Origin of the sequence: Ignavibacterium sp. (genome assembly GCF_025998815.1) — a bacterium.
Classification (GTDB): Bacteria; Bacteroidota; Ignavibacteria; order Ignavibacteriales; family Ignavibacteriaceae; genus Ignavibacterium.
Map to the genome: position 1 here is coordinate 2,893,741 of NZ_AP026678.1, position 17,037 is coordinate 2,910,777.

Genomic DNA, 17,037 nt, shown 5'->3' on the forward strand with positions numbered 1-17,037 from the left:
CGTATTATCAAATTAAAGATTTATTTTAAGATTAGTTCCCGAAACTATCAACAGCTTCTTCAACCGTGTTGAAAGTTTCAAAAACTCTGTGCATTCTTGTAAGCTCAAACATTGACTTAACAGCAGGTTGAAAACCCACAAGTCTTAAATCACCACCAAGATTTGTTACTTTCTTGAGTGAAACAACAAGAGCACCAAGAAAAGTTGAATCAATAAATTCACAGGCAGATAAATCAATTACTATTTTCCGGTTTCCAAGTTCAATATCTTCGGTAAGTTGTTGTTTAAATTCTTCGGCTTCACGAAGTGTTGCACGATGAAGATTTATTGTTTCAATCAGAACATCACCGATATTTTTTTTCTCAATATACATTTTACTCCCAGAGTTTAATGTTCAATGCCATATTTATCCATCAGACGATAAATTGTTGCTCTTCCAAGTTGAAGCTTTTTTGCTGCTTCAACAATGTTACCGTCGGTTACTTTAAGAGCATGTCTGATAGCTTCTTCTTTTAATTTTTCGAATGGAATTATTGTATCGTCAGTAAATAATGGTCCCGCAAAATCAAAGCTTGCAGGATAATCTTCAGTTCTGATATGCGGTGGAAGATCATCCACATCAATCATTTCTCCTTCGGAAATAATCAAACATCGTTCGATAGTGTTTTCCATTTCACGAACATTTCCGGGCCAGCTATAATCATAAATTAGTTTTAATGCTCTTCTTGTAAATCCTTTACAATTCTTTCCGAGTTTTTCATTAAACTTTTTTAGAAAGTGTTCGGCGAGAATTAATATGTCACCACGTCTTTGTCTTAATGGTGGAATGTGTATTGGGAATGAATTCAATCTGTAAAATAGGTCTTCACGAAATTCTTTATTCTCTACAGCTTTCTTTAAGTCTTTGTTGGTCGCTGATATTATACGAACATCTGTTTTAATTATTTCAGTTCCACCAACTCTTTCAAATTCCTTCTGCTGAATTACACGAAGAAGTTTTGCCTGTAAAACCATTTCAAGCTCACCAACTTCATCAAGGAATATTGTTCCACCTCTGGCTACTTCAAATTTACCAAGCTTCCGCTGATGAGCGCCTGTGAATGAACCTCTTTCGTGTCCGAACAATTCACTTTCAAGTAATTCTCTTGGAATTGAAGCACAGTTAACTGCTATGAAAGGTCTGTCTTTTCTTTTACCGTTGTAATGAATAGCTCTTGCGATAAGCTCTTTACCGGTTCCGCTTTCACCATAAATCAAAACAGAGATGTCGTTATCCAAAACTTTTGAGACAAGCTTAAAGACATCCTGCATTTTCCCATCAGCAGAAATTATGTTATCAAAGCTATAGGTTTGTTTAACATTCTCTTTAAGGTTTTGTAACTCTTTGGTTAAATCATAACTCTTAATTGCATTTTTAATTGCAAGCTCGAGTTTTTGTTGGTCAATAGGTTTGGTGAAATAATCGTATGCACCGAATTTAAGTGAGTCAACTGCAACCTCAATGCTACCTTGTGCAGAAAGCATTATCACCGGCAAGTTTTCATCGAAAGCTTTTATTCGCTTTAATGTTTCTATTCCATCTAATCCGGGCAACATTATATCAAGCAGAACAACATCCGGACGTTTGTGTAAATTTTTAAGAACATCTTCCCCCGTAGCAAATGATTCGGCGTTATATTTCCATTTATCTCTGACCCAATAAGTTAGCAATTTGGAAATCGCCTGTTCGTCGTCAACAATAAAAATAAGTTTTTCCAATTTAGAACCTGTTAGTTTTTATCCTTTATGTTTTTTAATAATCGAATAATTACGGTTGTTCCTTTATGTTCTTCGCTTTGAATATTGATTAATCCCTTATGCAAATCTACAATTTGTTTTACAAAAACCAATCCAACCCCAACGCCTTCTGCTTCTTCAATCGGTCTGTTCGCTTTATGGAATTTCTGAAAAATATTAGGCAATTGGTCTTGCGGGATACCAATTCCTGTATCGGCAACGATAATTTCTACTTCCCTGAAAAGGTTGTTAAGGATAATTTTTACTCTGCCAAGCTCTTTTGTAAACTTAATTGCATTATTAAGAACTGCTCTTAATGCCATTCTTAATCTTTCTTCATCGGCGTCAATCAATAATTCGGCATCGGGCAGTTCAACACTAAGAGTAATATTTTTTTCTACGGCTTGAGTCACAAATTCATCAATAACTTTTTGCAAAGTACGAACAATATCAATTTTTGATTTGCTCAGAACAATTTTTCCTGTTTCCATTCGCGAAAGTTCAAGCACTTCGTTAATCAATCTGGCAAGTCTTTTACCTTCGTTAAGAATTATGTAATTAAATTCTATTTTCATTTCATCAGGCATATTCGGATCAGAAGCAATTGTTTCAGAGAATCCAACTATTGAAGCAAGCGGTGTCCGGAGTTCGTGAGAGATATTCGACATAAATTCATTTTTCATCTTATTTAATTCTTCCAAAACAGATTTTTGCTGAAGAACTCTTGAGCGTTCAAGATTAATCAATCTTTCAAGTTCAATCATTTTGGGTTTTAGTTCCTTCAGCTCAGCTTCAAGCTTTTTTACCTGGGTTATGTTTTTACCTGCTCCTAATAGTCCTGCAATCTTTTCACCGTTTTTTACAGTCCGGACATTCATCGAAAAAAGCTTTGGAACTTCGAATTTGGAAATTAGATGAACTTCAAGTGATGATGAACCTTCTTTGAGAGCTTTGTCAATCATATCTGTTGCGGCTGCAATACTTTCTGAGTCAATGAATTCGGTAAAGTGTTTACCAATTACCTCGGCGGGTGAATAATCAAGTTCTTTGCATCCATAATTATTAGCTGCAACCACAAATCCATCTGAATTGAGAACGAATATCAATTCCTGAGATATATCAAAGAAACTGAGGAATAATTCTCTCCAATCACCAAATTGTAAAAATGCCCGATGATCAAAATGTTCCAGTAATAATTCACGTATTTTATCTTTTTCCAAAATGTTGCTCATCTTCATAAAGATAGGTTTCCTGAGGTCTGAAAATAGTATGAAATGAAAAGTAAATCAAACTTATATCAATTAGGTTTTACCTCTTGCTGAATAAGTTCGAAGTATTTACGAATGAGTTCTTCATAATCTTTACTATATCCTTCGCGAATTGCTTTATCAATCTCATCTTTCAGGAAATCTTTCTTTTGTTTAAGCAGATTAAGCTCTGAAGGACTTTGTCTTACAATATTTTTTCCTGTTTCAGATTTTCTTTCCTGTTCAAAGTCTCTTTCATTGATTGAACGTTGCGCATCAAGAAGTTTAGATAAAATTCTTTCCTGCTTCTGAATTAAATCATCAGTCAGTTTTTCGGTTTGCATATCAGTAATTACTTCCTGCATTTGTTTTGCGATGTTCTCAAGATTTGCAGGAATTTTTTTTGACTCGCCGGATTCTTTTGCTTCCTTATTAAGTTGCTCAAGTGATTTTTGAATTAACTGCTGCTGTTGAGCAAGTCTCTGAAGTTGTGCCTGCTGTTCCTGATTCAGATTTCCTTGTTGCATTTGCTGTAACATTTGAGTCATATTATTTAATGTCATCTGTTGACCGGATAATTGCTGAAGCTGTTGAAGCAAAGACATCATTCCTCCTTGTCCGCTTCCGCCTTGCATCATTGATTCAAGTTGACTTTTCATCATCATAATCGCCTGATTCATATTTCCCATAGCTTCCTGCTGAAACATCGCAGAATTTTTTGGATTTCTGTTCTGCATATTGCTCAGTGATTGCTCCATATTTTTATTTGCAAGTCCGAGCGCCTTACCCATTTCAGGTGTAACAGCAAAAGTCTTTTGCGATAATTGTGCAAGCTGTTCAAGTAGCTTGTTCAAATTATTTTTAATTTCATTCTGTTGCTGAGCCAGTGTCTGATATTGTGATGAGTTTGGATCAAGTTTTTGCGATTGATTTTTTAATTCTTCCTGTTTCTTTGATAATGAAAGCAGATTATCGATTATTCTCATCATATCAGTAAAAGTCTGCATCTGATTTTGCTGCATCATCTGATCTTTCATTTGCTGCATCATTTGCTGCATCTGCTGCATATTGTTGCTCAGTTGCTTCTGATTTTTTTGTGCATTCTGTTTTTGTCCCTGCTTCAGATTTTGTGATGCCTGTTTTGAAAGCTGTTCATTCTGCTGTTTATCAAACTCTTCCATCAGTTTGTCAAGCTCTTCTTTCGGAACATCTGACATATCCTGCATTTTTTCTTTAAGGTCTTCCATTGTGTTTTCAAGGTTCTGAAGCTCTTTACTTATTTCATCCTGCTGCTTGCTTAGATTTTCATTTTCCTTTTGATCGTTAGGATTACTCTTTTCTGTTTGCTTACTAAGTTCCTCCTGTTTCTCATTCATTCTCTCTGTTCTCTTAAGCATTTCATCAATCTTTTGTTCAATCTGAATTCTCTTCAGAAGATTCATAGTTCGTTCAATGCTTTTTCTGAATTTCTCTTCATCAATCTGCATATTCTTCATCTGATCCTGAGTCATATTTCTGTTGAGCTGCTCAAGTGTTTGTCGCATTTGTTCCAAAGTTTTTTTCAGCTCATCACTTGTCATTTCTTCCATCAATTCCTGCAGCTGCATATATTTTTCAAGTGTTTCTTTTGAAAGCAGTTTATTCTGTTGAAGTTCATTCTGAACATCTTTTAGTTTTTCAGAAATACTTTGCATTTTCTCTTGCAGAGATTCGAATTTGTCAAGTGCCTTTTCAATCTTTTGTTTTTCTTCCCAGGTTAATTCTTTCTTATCCTGCTTCAAGTCACGATTTATCTGCTCAATATCTTTTTTAAGTTCCTGAGCTTCTTTGATTGTTTCCTGAAGTTCTTTCAGTGCGTCATCCTGCGTTTTATCAACTTGAGCGAGAATTTCATCAAGCGATGGAACACGAAGATTTATTGTTTGTGTCTTTGCTGATTTTGGTCCGCTGATGTTATCATTATCAAAAATCTCCAGATAAAATGTAAACACATCATTTACTGCGGGAGAAAGTTTTGTCAGATTCCAGATGTAATCAACAAACTGTTCTTTGATGTTTTTGTCAAACTGAATTTCAATCTGTGAAAAATTCTCTTGCGGCTTTTCGTATTGTGATGAAGATAATCTGTAGTTCAAAACAAGTTTTGTAAATCCAAAGTCATCAGAAACTTTAAGATTTATTGGAACGCGATTGTCTTCCGGAAGATTGATATCAGTTCTTGGAAAGTTCAGTTCAATTGACGGATAAGCATCTTCAAGGGCTTTAATACTATAAGTTACCGGTTGGAGATTGTTATCATTGTTTAAGTCAGTAATAATTATCTGATAATTTTTGTCGCCCGAGATTCTGATTGAACCACTTGCCTGATTATTGTTTGAGGTTAACAGAACTTCGCTTGAATCACTAAAAACTATTTTACTGCTTTTAACCTCTTTACTTGCAATCAACTTGTATTCTACTATTGAACCTTTAAGTGCCGTGATGTTGCCATTATCTTTCTGTTCGGTTACAGGAAGTTTTGAATATGCCGGAGGAATAATTTTTACTTCCAGAAGTTTTATTACAGGATGATCGGTTACTTCAATTTTATATTCTTCACTTCTTATTTCTTTAGCAAAAGCAAAATAGTCTGTTGTGTTTCTGATATTCTGAAATTTGTAGGAATATACTCCCACCGAATCTCTTTCAAGTTTATGATTTGTAAATCCTGTTTCTGTAACATCTTTCTCTGCTAAAAATATTTCGCCAGGATCTTTTCCGGTTACTTTAATCTTAACTTCAACATTTTCTCCTTTAGTGATTTTGGTGTTGCCGGGAAAAACCTCAAACTGAAATTCTGCAGGAGGAATAAATTTTTTTCCATAACTGAAAAATCTTCCGCTTGCAGTAGCGATTGGTGAGATGAGCAACACCGAAAATAAAACAACAGCAGCAATTACTATAAAATTTGTGAAATGTTTTTTGAGTGAATTGAATGAGATGATTTCGGAAAAATCAATGTCTTTAACTTTCTGATAAACATTACTGAATGCCGCATCAATTAATTCAACTGAATAAAGATTTATTGTTGAAGTGCCATTAACAAGTTGAAGTGAATTAAGTAACTCGTCTTTAACAAAAGGAAAGTGAAGTCCGGCAATCTTAGCGGTTTCAAAATAATTTCTCGAAGGGATTATGTTGAATAGTTTAAGTATTGGAATGAACACAAAGTAAGCAAGTGATGAAATAATAATTACAACCCAGCTATAAAAAAGTATAGTTCTTATTGAAGCTGAAAATCTGAATAATGATTCCGCAAGTATAAACAGGAATAATGCAGCAATTATGATTGAAAGACTTATCAACAATCCTTTGGCAGTAATCAATGAAAAATTTTTTCTGACAAGTTTTTCTAGCTTACTGATTATTTCGCTATAATATTTTGATTGCGATTCACTCATTGACTTAGTGCAAATAGAATAATGTTAGTACCAAATTTAAGTGCTTCAATTCTTTTTTCTTCCGGATCTTTATGAACTTCAGGATCAGCCCAGCCATCACTTGGATTTGATTCATAAGTATAAAGCACAGCCATTCTTTCGCCAATGAAAATTCCGAATGTCTGAGGTGGTTTTTTGTCGTGCTCGTGCGTTTTAGGAGCACCATTATCAAACTTGTAATAAATATTAAAGAGTTTGTGTGAAAAAGGAAGTTCGACAAAATCTTTATCAGGAAAAACTTTTTTCATTTCTCTTCTTATAGCTTTATCCATTCCATAATCATCATCAATGTAAAGAAAGCCACCGTTTTCAAGATAAGTTCTTAAGCGTTTTACTTCTTCATCGCTAAATACAATGTTGCCGTGACCAGTTATAAAAAGAAAAGGATAAGAAAAAATTTCATCGCTCTGAATGTCAACAAATTTATATTCAGGAATTGTTTTGATGTTTGTATTTGCTGCAACATACTTCAGCAAATTAACTTCTGCGGAAGGATCATTATACCAATCACCTCCGCCATTGTATTTCAATCTTGCAATAATAAAACCATCTTTAACCTGCGCTAATGCAGACTGAAAGCAAATTAAAATTATTATAGGGACAATCTTTTTCATTTTTCTACTTAAAATTTCTGTTCAAAGATAAATCACAACAAGCTTTGGTTTAATGGTAAAAATCGGTACAGCAAACTAAAAAGTGTAATGAAACTGCAGATAAAAATTCAGATAAGAAGGAAGTGAACCTGTAAAAGTTAAACCATACTCAACTGCCGCACCGGTTTTTAATCCTCTTAGGTTAAAATCTCTCATATCATATCCGGCTAAAAATGAAAGTGCCAAACCAAACTCCCAGGAATTTTTATCAACAAAAGTTTTATCGTTGAGAGCAAGTAAACCAATTCCTTCTTCAAGAAAAATTTTACTATCAAAATATTGTGAAGTAACACCTTTAAAGTTTAATCCAAGCATTGATGGATAATATGCTTTTCTGTTATTAGGTAATACTGCGTTAATGTCTTTCATAAAAGTTATTCCGAGTCTCGGGAAAACTTCTTCAAATAATGGAGTATCAGTTTCAATAAAAAGTCCCGAAGCAAAACCTCCTACTGAAGGAGAATTGCTGCTGAATGAACTGGCACCAAGTATTGTTCCTGCACTTATTGCAACTTGAGCAAATAAACTTGATGAAAACAGTAGTACAAGTATAAACGGAATTTTTATTTTCAATTTAATCTTCCAATTTTGGCGCATCAAAATAATCAGCTATTGACCAAAATAAAAGGATATGAAAATGGATAAACAATTATATCACTATAAAGCAAAAGTAACTTCTGTTTATGATGGAGACACCTGTACAATTGATATTGATTTGGGATTGCATACATGGATTAGGGGAGAAAAAATTCGTCTGAACAGAATTAATGCCCCGGAGTTAAAAGGCAAAGAAAGAAATAAAGGATTAGCTTCACGGGATTTTCTAAAAAATTTAATTCTTGATAAAGAAATAATTATAGAGACAATAAAGGATTCGAAAGAAAAATACGGAAGGTATCTTGGAGAAATCTGGTTAAAAGATTCAGAAGGGAAATTTGTCAATATCAATGATGAAATGGTTAAAAATAAATTCGCAAAGTATCAGAAGTATTAATCTTAAAAAGGAAAAACCGTTATGAATAAAACATCCAAAATAGTTTTCACTGTTGAACTTGATGAAAAAAATCTTCCTGAGAAAATTCAGTGGGAAGCTGATGATGCAGGATTCGATGGAACACGAGAAGCTAAAACTCTTTTTCTTTCTCTTTGGGATAAAGAAGATGCGGTCACAATGGGTCTCGACTTGTGGACAAAAGAAATGCTGATTGAAGAAATGAATATTCACTATCATCAGATGCTGGTAAAGTTAGCCGAATCTTATCAGCGTGCAACTCAGGATTCAGATACTGCAATGCTGATGAAAAATTTTGCAGCAGATTTTGCCGAGAGATTAAATCTCTTTAAGAAATAATTTTGAAATACTTGACAATTGTTTAAAACACAAAAATCACTTTAACCAGCAATTAACTTTTGCTAATTTGCTTATACAAAAAAATAAATCTTAGGTCAAAGTATGGATGTTGAGATTCTCTCCCGATTACAATTTGCCGTAACAATTGCATTTCATTATATCTACCCACCGCTCAGCATTGGTTTGGGCGTTTTTATGGTAATCACAGAAGGAATGTATCTGAAAACAAAAGATAAATTTTATGAGCAGATGACAAAATTCTGGGTTAAAGTGTTTGCTTTAACTTTTGCTATTGGTGTTGCAACGGGAATAGTAATGGAATTTGAATTCGGCACAAACTGGGCAACTTATTCAAGATTTGTCGGAGATGTCTTCGGAAGCGCTCTTGCTGCCGAAGGTATTTTTGCTTTCTTCCTTGAATCAGGTTTTCTGGCTGTTTTGGTTTTTGGCTGGGATAAAGTCGGACCCAAAATGCATTTCCTCTCAACACTTATGGTTGCGCTCGGATCAATGTTTAGTGCAATCTGGATTGTGGTTGCAAATTCGTGGATGCAAACTCCTGCGGGTTATCACATTGTTGGAGAAGGTTTAAATGCCCGTGCAGAAATTACTGACTTCTGGGCAATGGTATTCAATCCTTCCTCAATTGACAGATTACTACATACAATTTCAGGTTGTTGGTTAGCCGGAGCTTTTCTCGTAATAAGTGTTGCTGCATATTATCTACTTAAAGACAAACATATTCGATTTGCAAAATCCTCTATTAAAATTGCACTTGTAATGGCATTGATTGCTTCTTTGTTTCAGTTGTTTACAGGACATCAGAGTGCTGTTGGAGTTGCAAAAAATCAACCGGCAAAACTTGCAGCAATGGAAGCTGTATTTGATGATCAGACAAATGCGCCATTGTATTTGTTTGGTTGGGTTAATGAAGATAATCAGGAAGTAAAATTCGGAATCGCTATTCCTTCGATGCTTAGTTATTTAATTGGCTGGGATGCAAACACAAAAGTTACCGGATTAAATTCTTTTCCTGAAGATGAAAGACCACCTGTAAATATTGTATTTCAGGCATATCATTTAATGGTCGCAATTGGATTTATGCTGATTGCTATTTCTGTTCTAGGGGTTTTCCTTTGGTGGAAAGGAACATTGTTCAAACATCGTTGGTTGTTGTGGATATTCGTTTTCTCAGTTCTTCTTCCTCAAATTGCAAATCAGGTCGGATGGATTACCGCTGAAGTCGGAAGACAACCGTGGATAGTTTATGGATTAATGAAAACTTCAGAAGGATTATCAAAAGCAGTGCAGGCAGGACAAGTATGGTATTCACTCATTATGTTCACATTAATTTATATCGGGTTGTTCATTCTATTCATTTATTTGTTAAATAATAAAATACAACACGGACCTGAGGAAGCGGATTTAATTCCTTCGGAAATTGGTCATCCAAAAGCTTAAAGGAAATGATTATGGAATTCACATTAGACTTAAATACAATCTGGTTTATTCTGATTGGATTACTGCTTACAGGTTATGCAATACTTGATGGATTTGATCTTGGTATTGGTGCTCTTCATCTTCTTGTAAAAGAAGATATTGACAGAAGAATTATGCTTAACTCAATCGGGCCCGTTTGGGATGGAAATGAAGTTTGGTTGGTTACTGGTGGTGGAGCATTATTCGCAGCTTTTCCTCATGTTTATGCAACTGTGTTTTCAGGATTTTATAATGCAATAATTATGTTGCTTTTTATGCTAATCTTCAGAGCAGTTGCCATTGAATTCAGAAGTAAAAGACCAATGAAATGGTGGCGACAAATGTGGGATGTAGCTTTCAGTGTTGCAAGTATTCTAATTGCTTTCCTGATGGGTGTTGCGCTTGGAAATATTATTACCGGAATTCCACTCGATGCAAACAAAGAGTATGTTGGAACATTCTGGAATATGATTAATCCTTACACAGTTTTAGTCGGTATTACAACAGTTGCATTGTTCATGATGCATGGTTCAATTTACGGTGTACTCAAAACAGAAGGCGAACTGAATCAGAGATTAAAAGGTTGGGTGAATAATTCAATTATTTTTTTTGTGATTTGTTATGTAACTACCACGATGGCAACATTGATATATTTCCCGAATATGGCCAAACATTTTAAAGATTTTCCACCGCTCTTTGCTTTGGCTTTAATTAATATGCTTGCAATTGCAAACATCCCACGAGAGATTCATCACGGAAGAGAGTTTATGGCATTTCTTTCATCTGCAGCAAGCATTGCATCGTTGCTTGCACTTTTTGCAGTTGGAATTTTTCCAAACATAGTTCTCTCAAACCCAAATCCCGAATTCAGTCTCACGATTTATAATGCTGCATCTTCACAAAAGACTTTGACGATTATGTTAATCATTGCGGCTATCGGAGTTCCTTTTGTGCTGGCTTATACTATCAGTATTTATTGGATATTCCGTGGTAAAGTAAAACTAACTAATATGAGTTATTAAAATTATTCTTTAATAGTCGGAAGAGAATAAAATGTTGGAATTAATCTTAAGTGTTTTTGTCGGAGTCGGACTTGCAGCCGCAGTTGGTTTCAGAATTTTCATTCCGTTTTTAATTGTTTCAATTGCTGCTTATACAGGCAATCTTCAGCTCTCGACATATTTTCAATGGATTGGAACATTACCTGCATTGGTTGCTTTTTCAGTTGCAACAATTGTTGAAATAGGAGCTTACTACATTCCCTGGCTTGATAATTTTCTTGATACAATTGAACATCCGCTTTCAATCTTTGCCGGAATTATTTTAACGGGCGCAGTTGTAACAGAATTTTCACCATTAGTGAAATGGGCTTTGGCTTTAATTGCCGGTGGAGGAGTTGCCGGAACGATTCACGCAGCTACGGGACTTATTAGATTAAAATCTTCAGCTTTAACTGGTGGAACTGCCAATCCGGTTGTCTCAACTGTCGAAGCAACAAGTTCAACGGCATTATCTGTAATCGCAATACTTTTTCCTCTTGTTGCTGTATTGATTGTCGGGATTGCAGTAGTTTATTTTTCTTTTATGATAAAGAAAAAATTCTTTTCACCACCGCCTGAGAATTAATTTAACAGTTAATAAACTTCAGTTCGTTCCTGAATGATTTTCTGCGGTTCGGACAAGTCCGAACCCTACAATGAAGATTAATCCAATCTAACCTTATATCCTTATTCCTTATTTCCTTATACCATATTCCTCATACCTCTCACCGACAAATCTGTCCCCAATATTGTCGCAAAGAAATTTTACAAACATTTACTTTTTACAGGTAAGTATTACTCGCCTATTACTATTTTAAAAAGCCGACCGCAAAAATTTTTTCTAATCAAAGAAAATTTGAAGGAATAAAATTTGTAATATTTATATGTAAGAGGAGCTATCTATGCGATTAACTACCACATTTGTCGCAGCAATAAAGCACGGAATAAAACTCACTTTCATATCAGTTACTTTCTATATTTATTTGGGACAAAATAACATTTGCACGCCACAAACAATTACCCCCCCCCATCAATTAACAATTGACAACTTAGCTAATTACATTTCAATCCCTTTTTACACCTCTGGTTTTATTTGACTATGATTTTTTGAGGTTATAAATTTAATTAAAATGTATTTTGTTAAAGTTTATATTAAAACCAAAATGAATACAAAAAAATATTATATGACCAGTTTAAATAATTTTTACAATATGTTCTGGGTAAAGATTTTAATTTCAGTACTGTTTTTATTCTTTGCTTCTTGTGATGTGAATGATGTAGAGGATACGACTTTAATACCTTTATCAGAAGATGCCGCGGTATATCTTTCTATGGATGGTACTGCAGGACTTTGGATTCTCAATGCAAATTCTCTTGAATTAATTGATAGTATGATAACAGCTCCTGGTGTTCCTTGGACAATTGAATTCTCCCCAGATTATAGTACTTGGTATTCGTGTTGGGGGCGAAGTGCTGACTATTCTATATATTCATGTAACTTGCGACCTCTTACTATTACTAAGGGTGTACAGCTTCCCTATGCAAAAGCTTTATTAATTAAAAGTTATGACGAAAAATATTTGATTGCTTATGGTTATAAAGGAATAGATATTTTTGATCGAGCATCTCTTAGTTTAATACATCAAGACACTTCTTCTATCTTCGATTCGTATTCTGGTATTTATGCTTCAAAAAAAAATAATGTATTTTACTTTGGAATGGTTGAGAATCGTGAATTCGTTGGATTTGGAATTTACAATCTTGACTCAATGAAAGTAATTAAAAAAATAAAATTGTTTAATAGTATTGATTACCCACGTCTTATTGATGTTGACTTTGTCATAACTCCAGATGATAAATTTTTGTTTTTGTCAGCTTGGAATTGGCGAGGATTAGGTGGGTTCGGATCGTTTTTTATAATTGATCTCACTCAAGAAAGAATTATAAATGAATTTCAAGTCGGAGCATTTTCACAATTGGCAATTAGCCCTGATGGACAAAGTATTTACATCAGCGATCCCGGAGGCCATCTTTACAATTTCCCTAGTTCCGGGAAAGTTTGGCGTTACGATGTAAAAAGTAATACAATGGGTGTTTTAATAAATAACCTTTATTACTCTGATAGAATAACTGTTGCTGAAGATAATCGCACTCTGTTTATAACACCAACCGTAGCTTTTGATTTTCAGAACGGAGTAAAAGCATGGCTAGTTAAAGCAGATGCTTTGAATGGGCAAATAATAGATTATTATCCTGTTTCTTATGACTCTATGGGATTTTATACAAATATTCCCCGTAATGTCAGGATGGGAAAATATATAACAGCAAATAAAAGGAGGTGAATGTGGAATGACAAAATAAGAAAACCGTCACTGTGCTCGTAACACAATGACGGCTATAAAACACAAACAAATGATGCTGATGGAATGACGTTGGATTTAACCAACGGGCATCTTTTTGTTTGTTAATTAAAAATAAAAATAATGTAAACCTATTCCAATCCGAAGGATTATATAAAAAGGAGTAAAAAAAATGAAACTTATAATGATGATAATTACTGTATTAGTTGCAGTATTCACCCTTTCTCCTACACTAACTGCTAATAATAATTATTTTTGGGCAGGAGATCAGAGGGTTAGTATTGTTTTCGACTACACTACATTAGTAGTAGTTTTTAAGCAAGAAAGATATTATAAGAACACAAAATCTATTTATGAAAACATTCCCCAACTTACTGAGGCAATTGTATCGGGAGACCAAAAAATGGTGGTCCTAATATTTGAAAGAGCTAACCAAAAGCTAGAAAGTGAAATTTTAAACTCTATTGGCCTAACGATGGAGGATATTGAGTGGTATTCCTTTGGTTACATTGCTAACGGTGTAACGCCACTCAGACCAACAAATAGAATCTCTTTCAAATTAAAAGAAGGAGTTGCTTTAAATGATCTTATAAAGATCATAAATGGAAGGGCTGTATTTGATTATACACATTATGGAACTCCTCAGATTAAGATCACAGGACTTAATGTTGATCTAGTATCTTTGGCAAATGAAATTTATGAAAGTGGTATTGTTGAATATTGTCATCCCGATTTTATTGCTAATATCGAAAGACACGAAGATCCACTTTATTCCGCACAATATTTTTTAAACCATATCAAGCAAATAGGAATAGGGGGAGTTCTAGATTCAGATATTGATGCCCCGGAAGCTTGGGATATAACAAAAGGTTCTTCAGCTATTAAAGTTGCAGTGATTGATGACGGGGTAGAAGCTCACAATGATCTTAAAGATGGCAGTGGAAATAGTAGAATAGTAGGTGGTTACACACCACATACTGGTGGAAATGGTGCCCCATGGTATATGAGTGAATATCATGGAGAAGCGTGTGCTGGGATAATTGCAGCATCTCACAATGACATTAATGTTAGAGGAGTTGCTCCAAATGTCAAAATCTTAACCATAAATATTTTTGTGCCCGGTACAACTAATGATGAAATAGCAGATGGTATAAATTGGGCTTGGAATAATGGAGCTGCAGATGTATTAAGTAATTCCTGGGGCTACACGCAAAATGGTTTTACATGGCCAGCTATAACTAATGCAATAAATAATGCAAGAACAAATGGACGAAGTGGAAAAGGTTGTATAGTTGTATTTGCTGCTGGAAATACAGGAAGTTTTGTAACTTACCCTGCTACTGTTTCGGGAGTGTTATGTGTTAGTGCCATTACAAAATATGGAACCATAGCAAATTATAGTTCAAGAGGGAGCAGAATTGATATTACTGCTATAGGTGGTGATCAGGATATAAGGACTTTAGACAGAATGGGAAGCGCTGGAAAAAATTCTGGGGATGATATGTCAGATTTCGGTGGGACATCAGCTGCTTGTCCTCAAGTATCAGGAGTTGCTGCTTTAATACTTTCATTGGATCCTAACTTAACAGAGCAACAAGTAAAAGATTTAATTACTCAAAATGCTACAGATATCGGTGCTCTAGGAAAGGATAATTTATATGGTTGGGGTCGACTTGATGCCGGTAAATCCCTGGCAAAACTAAAATCACAGCTAAATTCTGACTACAATTATTTTGAGGATTTTGCTTCTATTAATCGGATTGGTGAAAACATTCCGGTTAGATTTTTAACCCCGCCTAAACCAGACTTGGCTTCAGGTTATTATATCTGTGATAAATATAAAGTACAAATTACCTTAAATGGATTTTCAGAGGCACCATTGGGATGGTTTGTTGATTCTGAAGGTTACTCTTCTGATGAACCAAATAACGCAACAGGATGGGTATATAAGTCAGTTACTTCAAATTCAATTACTCTAGCTACATATTTTTATTATTTGAAGTATGATAGTCGGGGAGTATCTGTTAATGAATGGGCTCCCTATAACCCTTCAAAAAGATTTATTATTTTAGGAAAACCTATGATTGCCCCTGTAATCTCCAACTTCACACAATCGCCCAATCCAATATGTAAAGGTACAACAGGATATGTTTATGTTAATCTTTCTCAAGGTAATGGTAATTTAACTTATAACTGGTTTTCATATAATGCTCCTTCGGGTGTAACAGTCAACTTTAGTCCAAATTCAAACAGATGTACAATTACTTACAGCAGCGCAGATGCAGTTGCTCTTGGAGCTGAAGGACCTACCTGGGATTTTGGTTGTACGGTAAGCAATTCAGTAGGTGAAAGCACTATGCGTTATACTCCTATACTCAGTGATTGTAATGGTTGTCCAACTCTTTCATTTGAACAGAATGGAATGCTCTTCGATGAAAATCCTCTTCTTATTACATCACTAAGAAACCCTGGTAAAGATGTAATAGACTATTATCTTATCAATACTCCGATAACACCCGTAAATAATAAGATAAAACTTACAGTTCACGAGCCACAGACAGAGCATAGCTGGTTTGATCAGATATCTCTGATTGAAGCAACAGCAAACCAGGGAGAGAATATAGTTGTAAATGAACAAGGACAGGTAATAAACTACAGTTCAACAATACCACTGAGGATAATGCTCAATGGTCAAACAGATATAACTTCCGCACTTGGGAATATGGACTCGGTAACAGTTCAGCTAAATGTTGGAGATGTTATAACAATCACCCGGTTTACAGAAGGAGTTGAAGCAGATGGTGATGTAGTGCTTGGAGGAGTAGAGCCACCACCGTCTCAGAAAAGGTTAAGTTCACTGAGAATGAATTTAAGGAAACAAACCATAACAGAACAGGGAGAAGAAGTAACAGAGATAATTCCGATAACAGAATTCTTCCTCAGACCAAATAAAAGTATAATAAGCAAGAGAATAACTAATCTGCCATCTGGAGTAATAGAGTTACAAGTTAATAAGCCACTTGAGTTGGATTACTTTGCATTTGTAATAAATTTACGGACAGTAAAAACTAAAACTCTTACATTAAACAGTGCATTACATTCGTTAAATGGAGAGATAAAGGGAAAGCTAAACAATGTAGATGGTAATTATGGGGAATTGAGACCAACAGAGCGAATAGATTTGACATTCAATACAACTACAACAACAGGAAACAAGGCATATATACTGAAGACAGTAGGGAGGTATGAAACAGACAGTTTGTACCTGAAAGGAATAAACAAACCAATGTTCACCGCGAGTTCTGAAGAAATACCAACCGAGTACAAACTATTTGATAACTATCCTAATCCGTTTAATCCCACGACAGTAATCAGTTGGCAGTCGCCAGTAGGCAGTTGGCAAACATTAAAAGTATATGATGTGCTTGGTAATCAAGTAGTTACTTTAGTAAATGAATACAGAGAAGCGGGAAGTTATAAAGTAGAATTCAATGCAAGTGCACTTGCAAGCGGAGTTTACATCTATAAGCTAACGGCAGGTTCATATATATCAAGCAAGAAGATGATGGTGATTAAGTAAGCCTCATCCCTAAATCCCTCTTCCGTTAGGAATGGCTGTGCCATCCCAAGGAGAAGGGATTTTTAGATATTA

Annotated in this window: 13 protein-coding genes; 7 read left to right on the forward strand and 6 right to left on the reverse strand. The window is 34.9% G+C overall.

Features of this window, described 5'->3' with window-relative positions; genetic code table 11:
* Nucleotides 1-31: 31 nt before the first annotated feature.
* From Q0X14_RS12520 to Q0X14_RS12545, 6 genes are all read right to left on the reverse strand, one after another.
* Nucleotides 32-373 carry an STAS domain-containing protein gene (locus Q0X14_RS12520; RefSeq protein ID WP_297839142.1) on the reverse strand — a complete coding sequence of 114 codons (342 nt, stop codon included), beginning with the start codon at nucleotides 371-373 and terminating at the stop codon, nucleotides 32-34.
* Nucleotides 374-387: 14 nt separating this feature from the next.
* Nucleotides 388-1,758 carry a sigma-54 dependent transcriptional regulator gene (locus tag Q0X14_RS12525; RefSeq protein WP_297839145.1) on the reverse strand — a complete coding sequence of 457 codons (1,371 nt, stop codon included), beginning with the start codon at nucleotides 1,756-1,758 and terminating at the stop codon, nucleotides 388-390.
* A gap of 11 nt (nucleotides 1,759-1,769) precedes the next feature.
* Nucleotides 1,770-3,008, reverse strand: coding sequence for a PAS domain-containing sensor histidine kinase (locus Q0X14_RS12530; protein ID WP_297839148.1), 1,239 nt, complete (start codon nucleotides 3,006-3,008; stop codon nucleotides 1,770-1,772).
* Nucleotides 3,009-3,073: 65 nt separating this feature from the next.
* Nucleotides 3,074-6,463: a DUF4175 family protein gene (locus tag Q0X14_RS12535; protein ID WP_297839150.1), complete on the reverse strand. Its 3,390-nt coding sequence runs from the start codon at nucleotides 6,461-6,463 to the stop codon at nucleotides 3,074-3,076.
* Nucleotides 6,460-7,116, reverse strand: coding sequence for a DUF4159 domain-containing protein (locus tag Q0X14_RS12540; RefSeq protein ID WP_297839153.1), 657 nt, complete (start codon nucleotides 7,114-7,116; stop codon nucleotides 6,460-6,462). Before Q0X14_RS12540 ends, Q0X14_RS12535 begins: the two co-directional genes overlap by 4 nt.
* Nucleotides 7,117-7,191: 75 nt before the next feature.
* A complete protein-coding gene (locus tag Q0X14_RS12545) occupies nucleotides 7,192-7,728 on the reverse strand; it encodes a hypothetical protein (RefSeq protein ID WP_297839156.1) in 537 nt (178 codons plus the stop codon).
* A gap of 64 nt (nucleotides 7,729-7,792) precedes the next feature.
* Here Q0X14_RS12545 and Q0X14_RS12550 point away from each other — a divergent pair, with 64 nt between their 5' ends.
* The 7 genes from Q0X14_RS12550 to Q0X14_RS12580 all read left to right on the forward strand — a co-directional run bounded on the left by Q0X14_RS12550 (nucleotide 7,793) and on the right by Q0X14_RS12580 (nucleotide 16,965).
* Nucleotides 7,793-8,149 carry a thermonuclease family protein gene (locus Q0X14_RS12550; RefSeq protein ID WP_297839159.1) on the forward strand — a complete coding sequence of 119 codons (357 nt, stop codon included), beginning with the start codon at nucleotides 7,793-7,795 and terminating at the stop codon, nucleotides 8,147-8,149.
* 21 nt (nucleotides 8,150-8,170) lie between these two features.
* On the forward strand, nucleotides 8,171-8,506 hold the full coding sequence (gene gldC / locus Q0X14_RS12555; RefSeq protein ID WP_297839162.1) for a gliding motility protein GldC: 336 nt from the start codon (nucleotides 8,171-8,173) through the stop codon (nucleotides 8,504-8,506).
* Between the two features lie 102 nt (nucleotides 8,507-8,608).
* Nucleotides 8,609-9,967, forward strand: coding sequence for a cytochrome ubiquinol oxidase subunit I (locus Q0X14_RS12560; RefSeq protein WP_297839165.1), 1,359 nt, complete (start codon nucleotides 8,609-8,611; stop codon nucleotides 9,965-9,967).
* 11 nt (nucleotides 9,968-9,978) lie between these two features.
* Nucleotides 9,979-11,007, forward strand: coding sequence for a cytochrome d ubiquinol oxidase subunit II (gene cydB / locus Q0X14_RS12565; RefSeq protein WP_297839168.1), 1,029 nt, complete (start codon nucleotides 9,979-9,981; stop codon nucleotides 11,005-11,007).
* A 31-nt stretch (nucleotides 11,008-11,038) separates the two neighbouring features.
* Entirely contained in the window at nucleotides 11,039-11,611 is a 573-nt protein-coding gene (locus tag Q0X14_RS12570; RefSeq protein ID WP_297839171.1) for a DUF4126 domain-containing protein, read from the forward strand.
* 577 nt (nucleotides 11,612-12,188) lie between these two features.
* The gene (locus Q0X14_RS12575; protein WP_297839173.1) at nucleotides 12,189-13,367 is read left to right on the forward strand and encodes a hypothetical protein; all 1,179 of its coding nucleotides are present in this window, start codon (nucleotides 12,189-12,191) and stop codon (nucleotides 13,365-13,367) included.
* A gap of 190 nt (nucleotides 13,368-13,557) precedes the next feature.
* The gene (locus Q0X14_RS12580; RefSeq protein WP_297839174.1) at nucleotides 13,558-16,965 is read left to right on the forward strand and encodes a S8/S53 family peptidase; all 3,408 of its coding nucleotides are present in this window, start codon (nucleotides 13,558-13,560) and stop codon (nucleotides 16,963-16,965) included.
* Nucleotides 16,966-17,037: the final 72 nt, after the last annotated feature.

Excerpts from the sequence above, each read along its gene's own strand:
- Q0X14_RS12520 (WP_297839142.1), bottom strand. The coding sequence starts at position 373 with ATGTATATTGAGAAAAAAAATATCGGTGATGTTCTGATTGAAACAATA.
- Q0X14_RS12530 (WP_297839148.1), bottom strand. The coding sequence starts at position 3,008 with ATGAGCAACATTTTGGAAAAAGATAAAATACGTGAATTATTACTGGAA.
- Q0X14_RS12535 (WP_297839150.1), bottom strand. The coding sequence starts at position 6,463 with ATGAGTGAATCGCAATCAAAATATTATAGCGAAATAATCAGTAAGCTA.
- Q0X14_RS12540 (WP_297839153.1), bottom strand. The coding sequence starts at position 7,116 with ATGAAAAAGATTGTCCCTATAATAATTTTAATTTGCTTTCAGTCTGCA.
- Q0X14_RS12550 (WP_297839159.1), top strand. The coding sequence starts at position 7,793 with ATGGATAAACAATTATATCACTATAAAGCAAAAGTAACTTCTGTTTAT.
- gldC (WP_297839162.1), top strand. The coding sequence starts at position 8,171 with ATGAATAAAACATCCAAAATAGTTTTCACTGTTGAACTTGATGAAAAA.
- Q0X14_RS12560 (WP_297839165.1), top strand. The coding sequence starts at position 8,609 with ATGGATGTTGAGATTCTCTCCCGATTACAATTTGCCGTAACAATTGCA.
- cydB (WP_297839168.1), top strand. The coding sequence starts at position 9,979 with ATGGAATTCACATTAGACTTAAATACAATCTGGTTTATTCTGATTGGA.
- Q0X14_RS12570 (WP_297839171.1), top strand. The coding sequence starts at position 11,039 with ATGTTGGAATTAATCTTAAGTGTTTTTGTCGGAGTCGGACTTGCAGCC.
- Q0X14_RS12575 (WP_297839173.1), top strand. The coding sequence starts at position 12,189 with ATGAATACAAAAAAATATTATATGACCAGTTTAAATAATTTTTACAAT.
- Q0X14_RS12580 (WP_297839174.1), top strand. The coding sequence starts at position 13,558 with ATGAAACTTATAATGATGATAATTACTGTATTAGTTGCAGTATTCACC.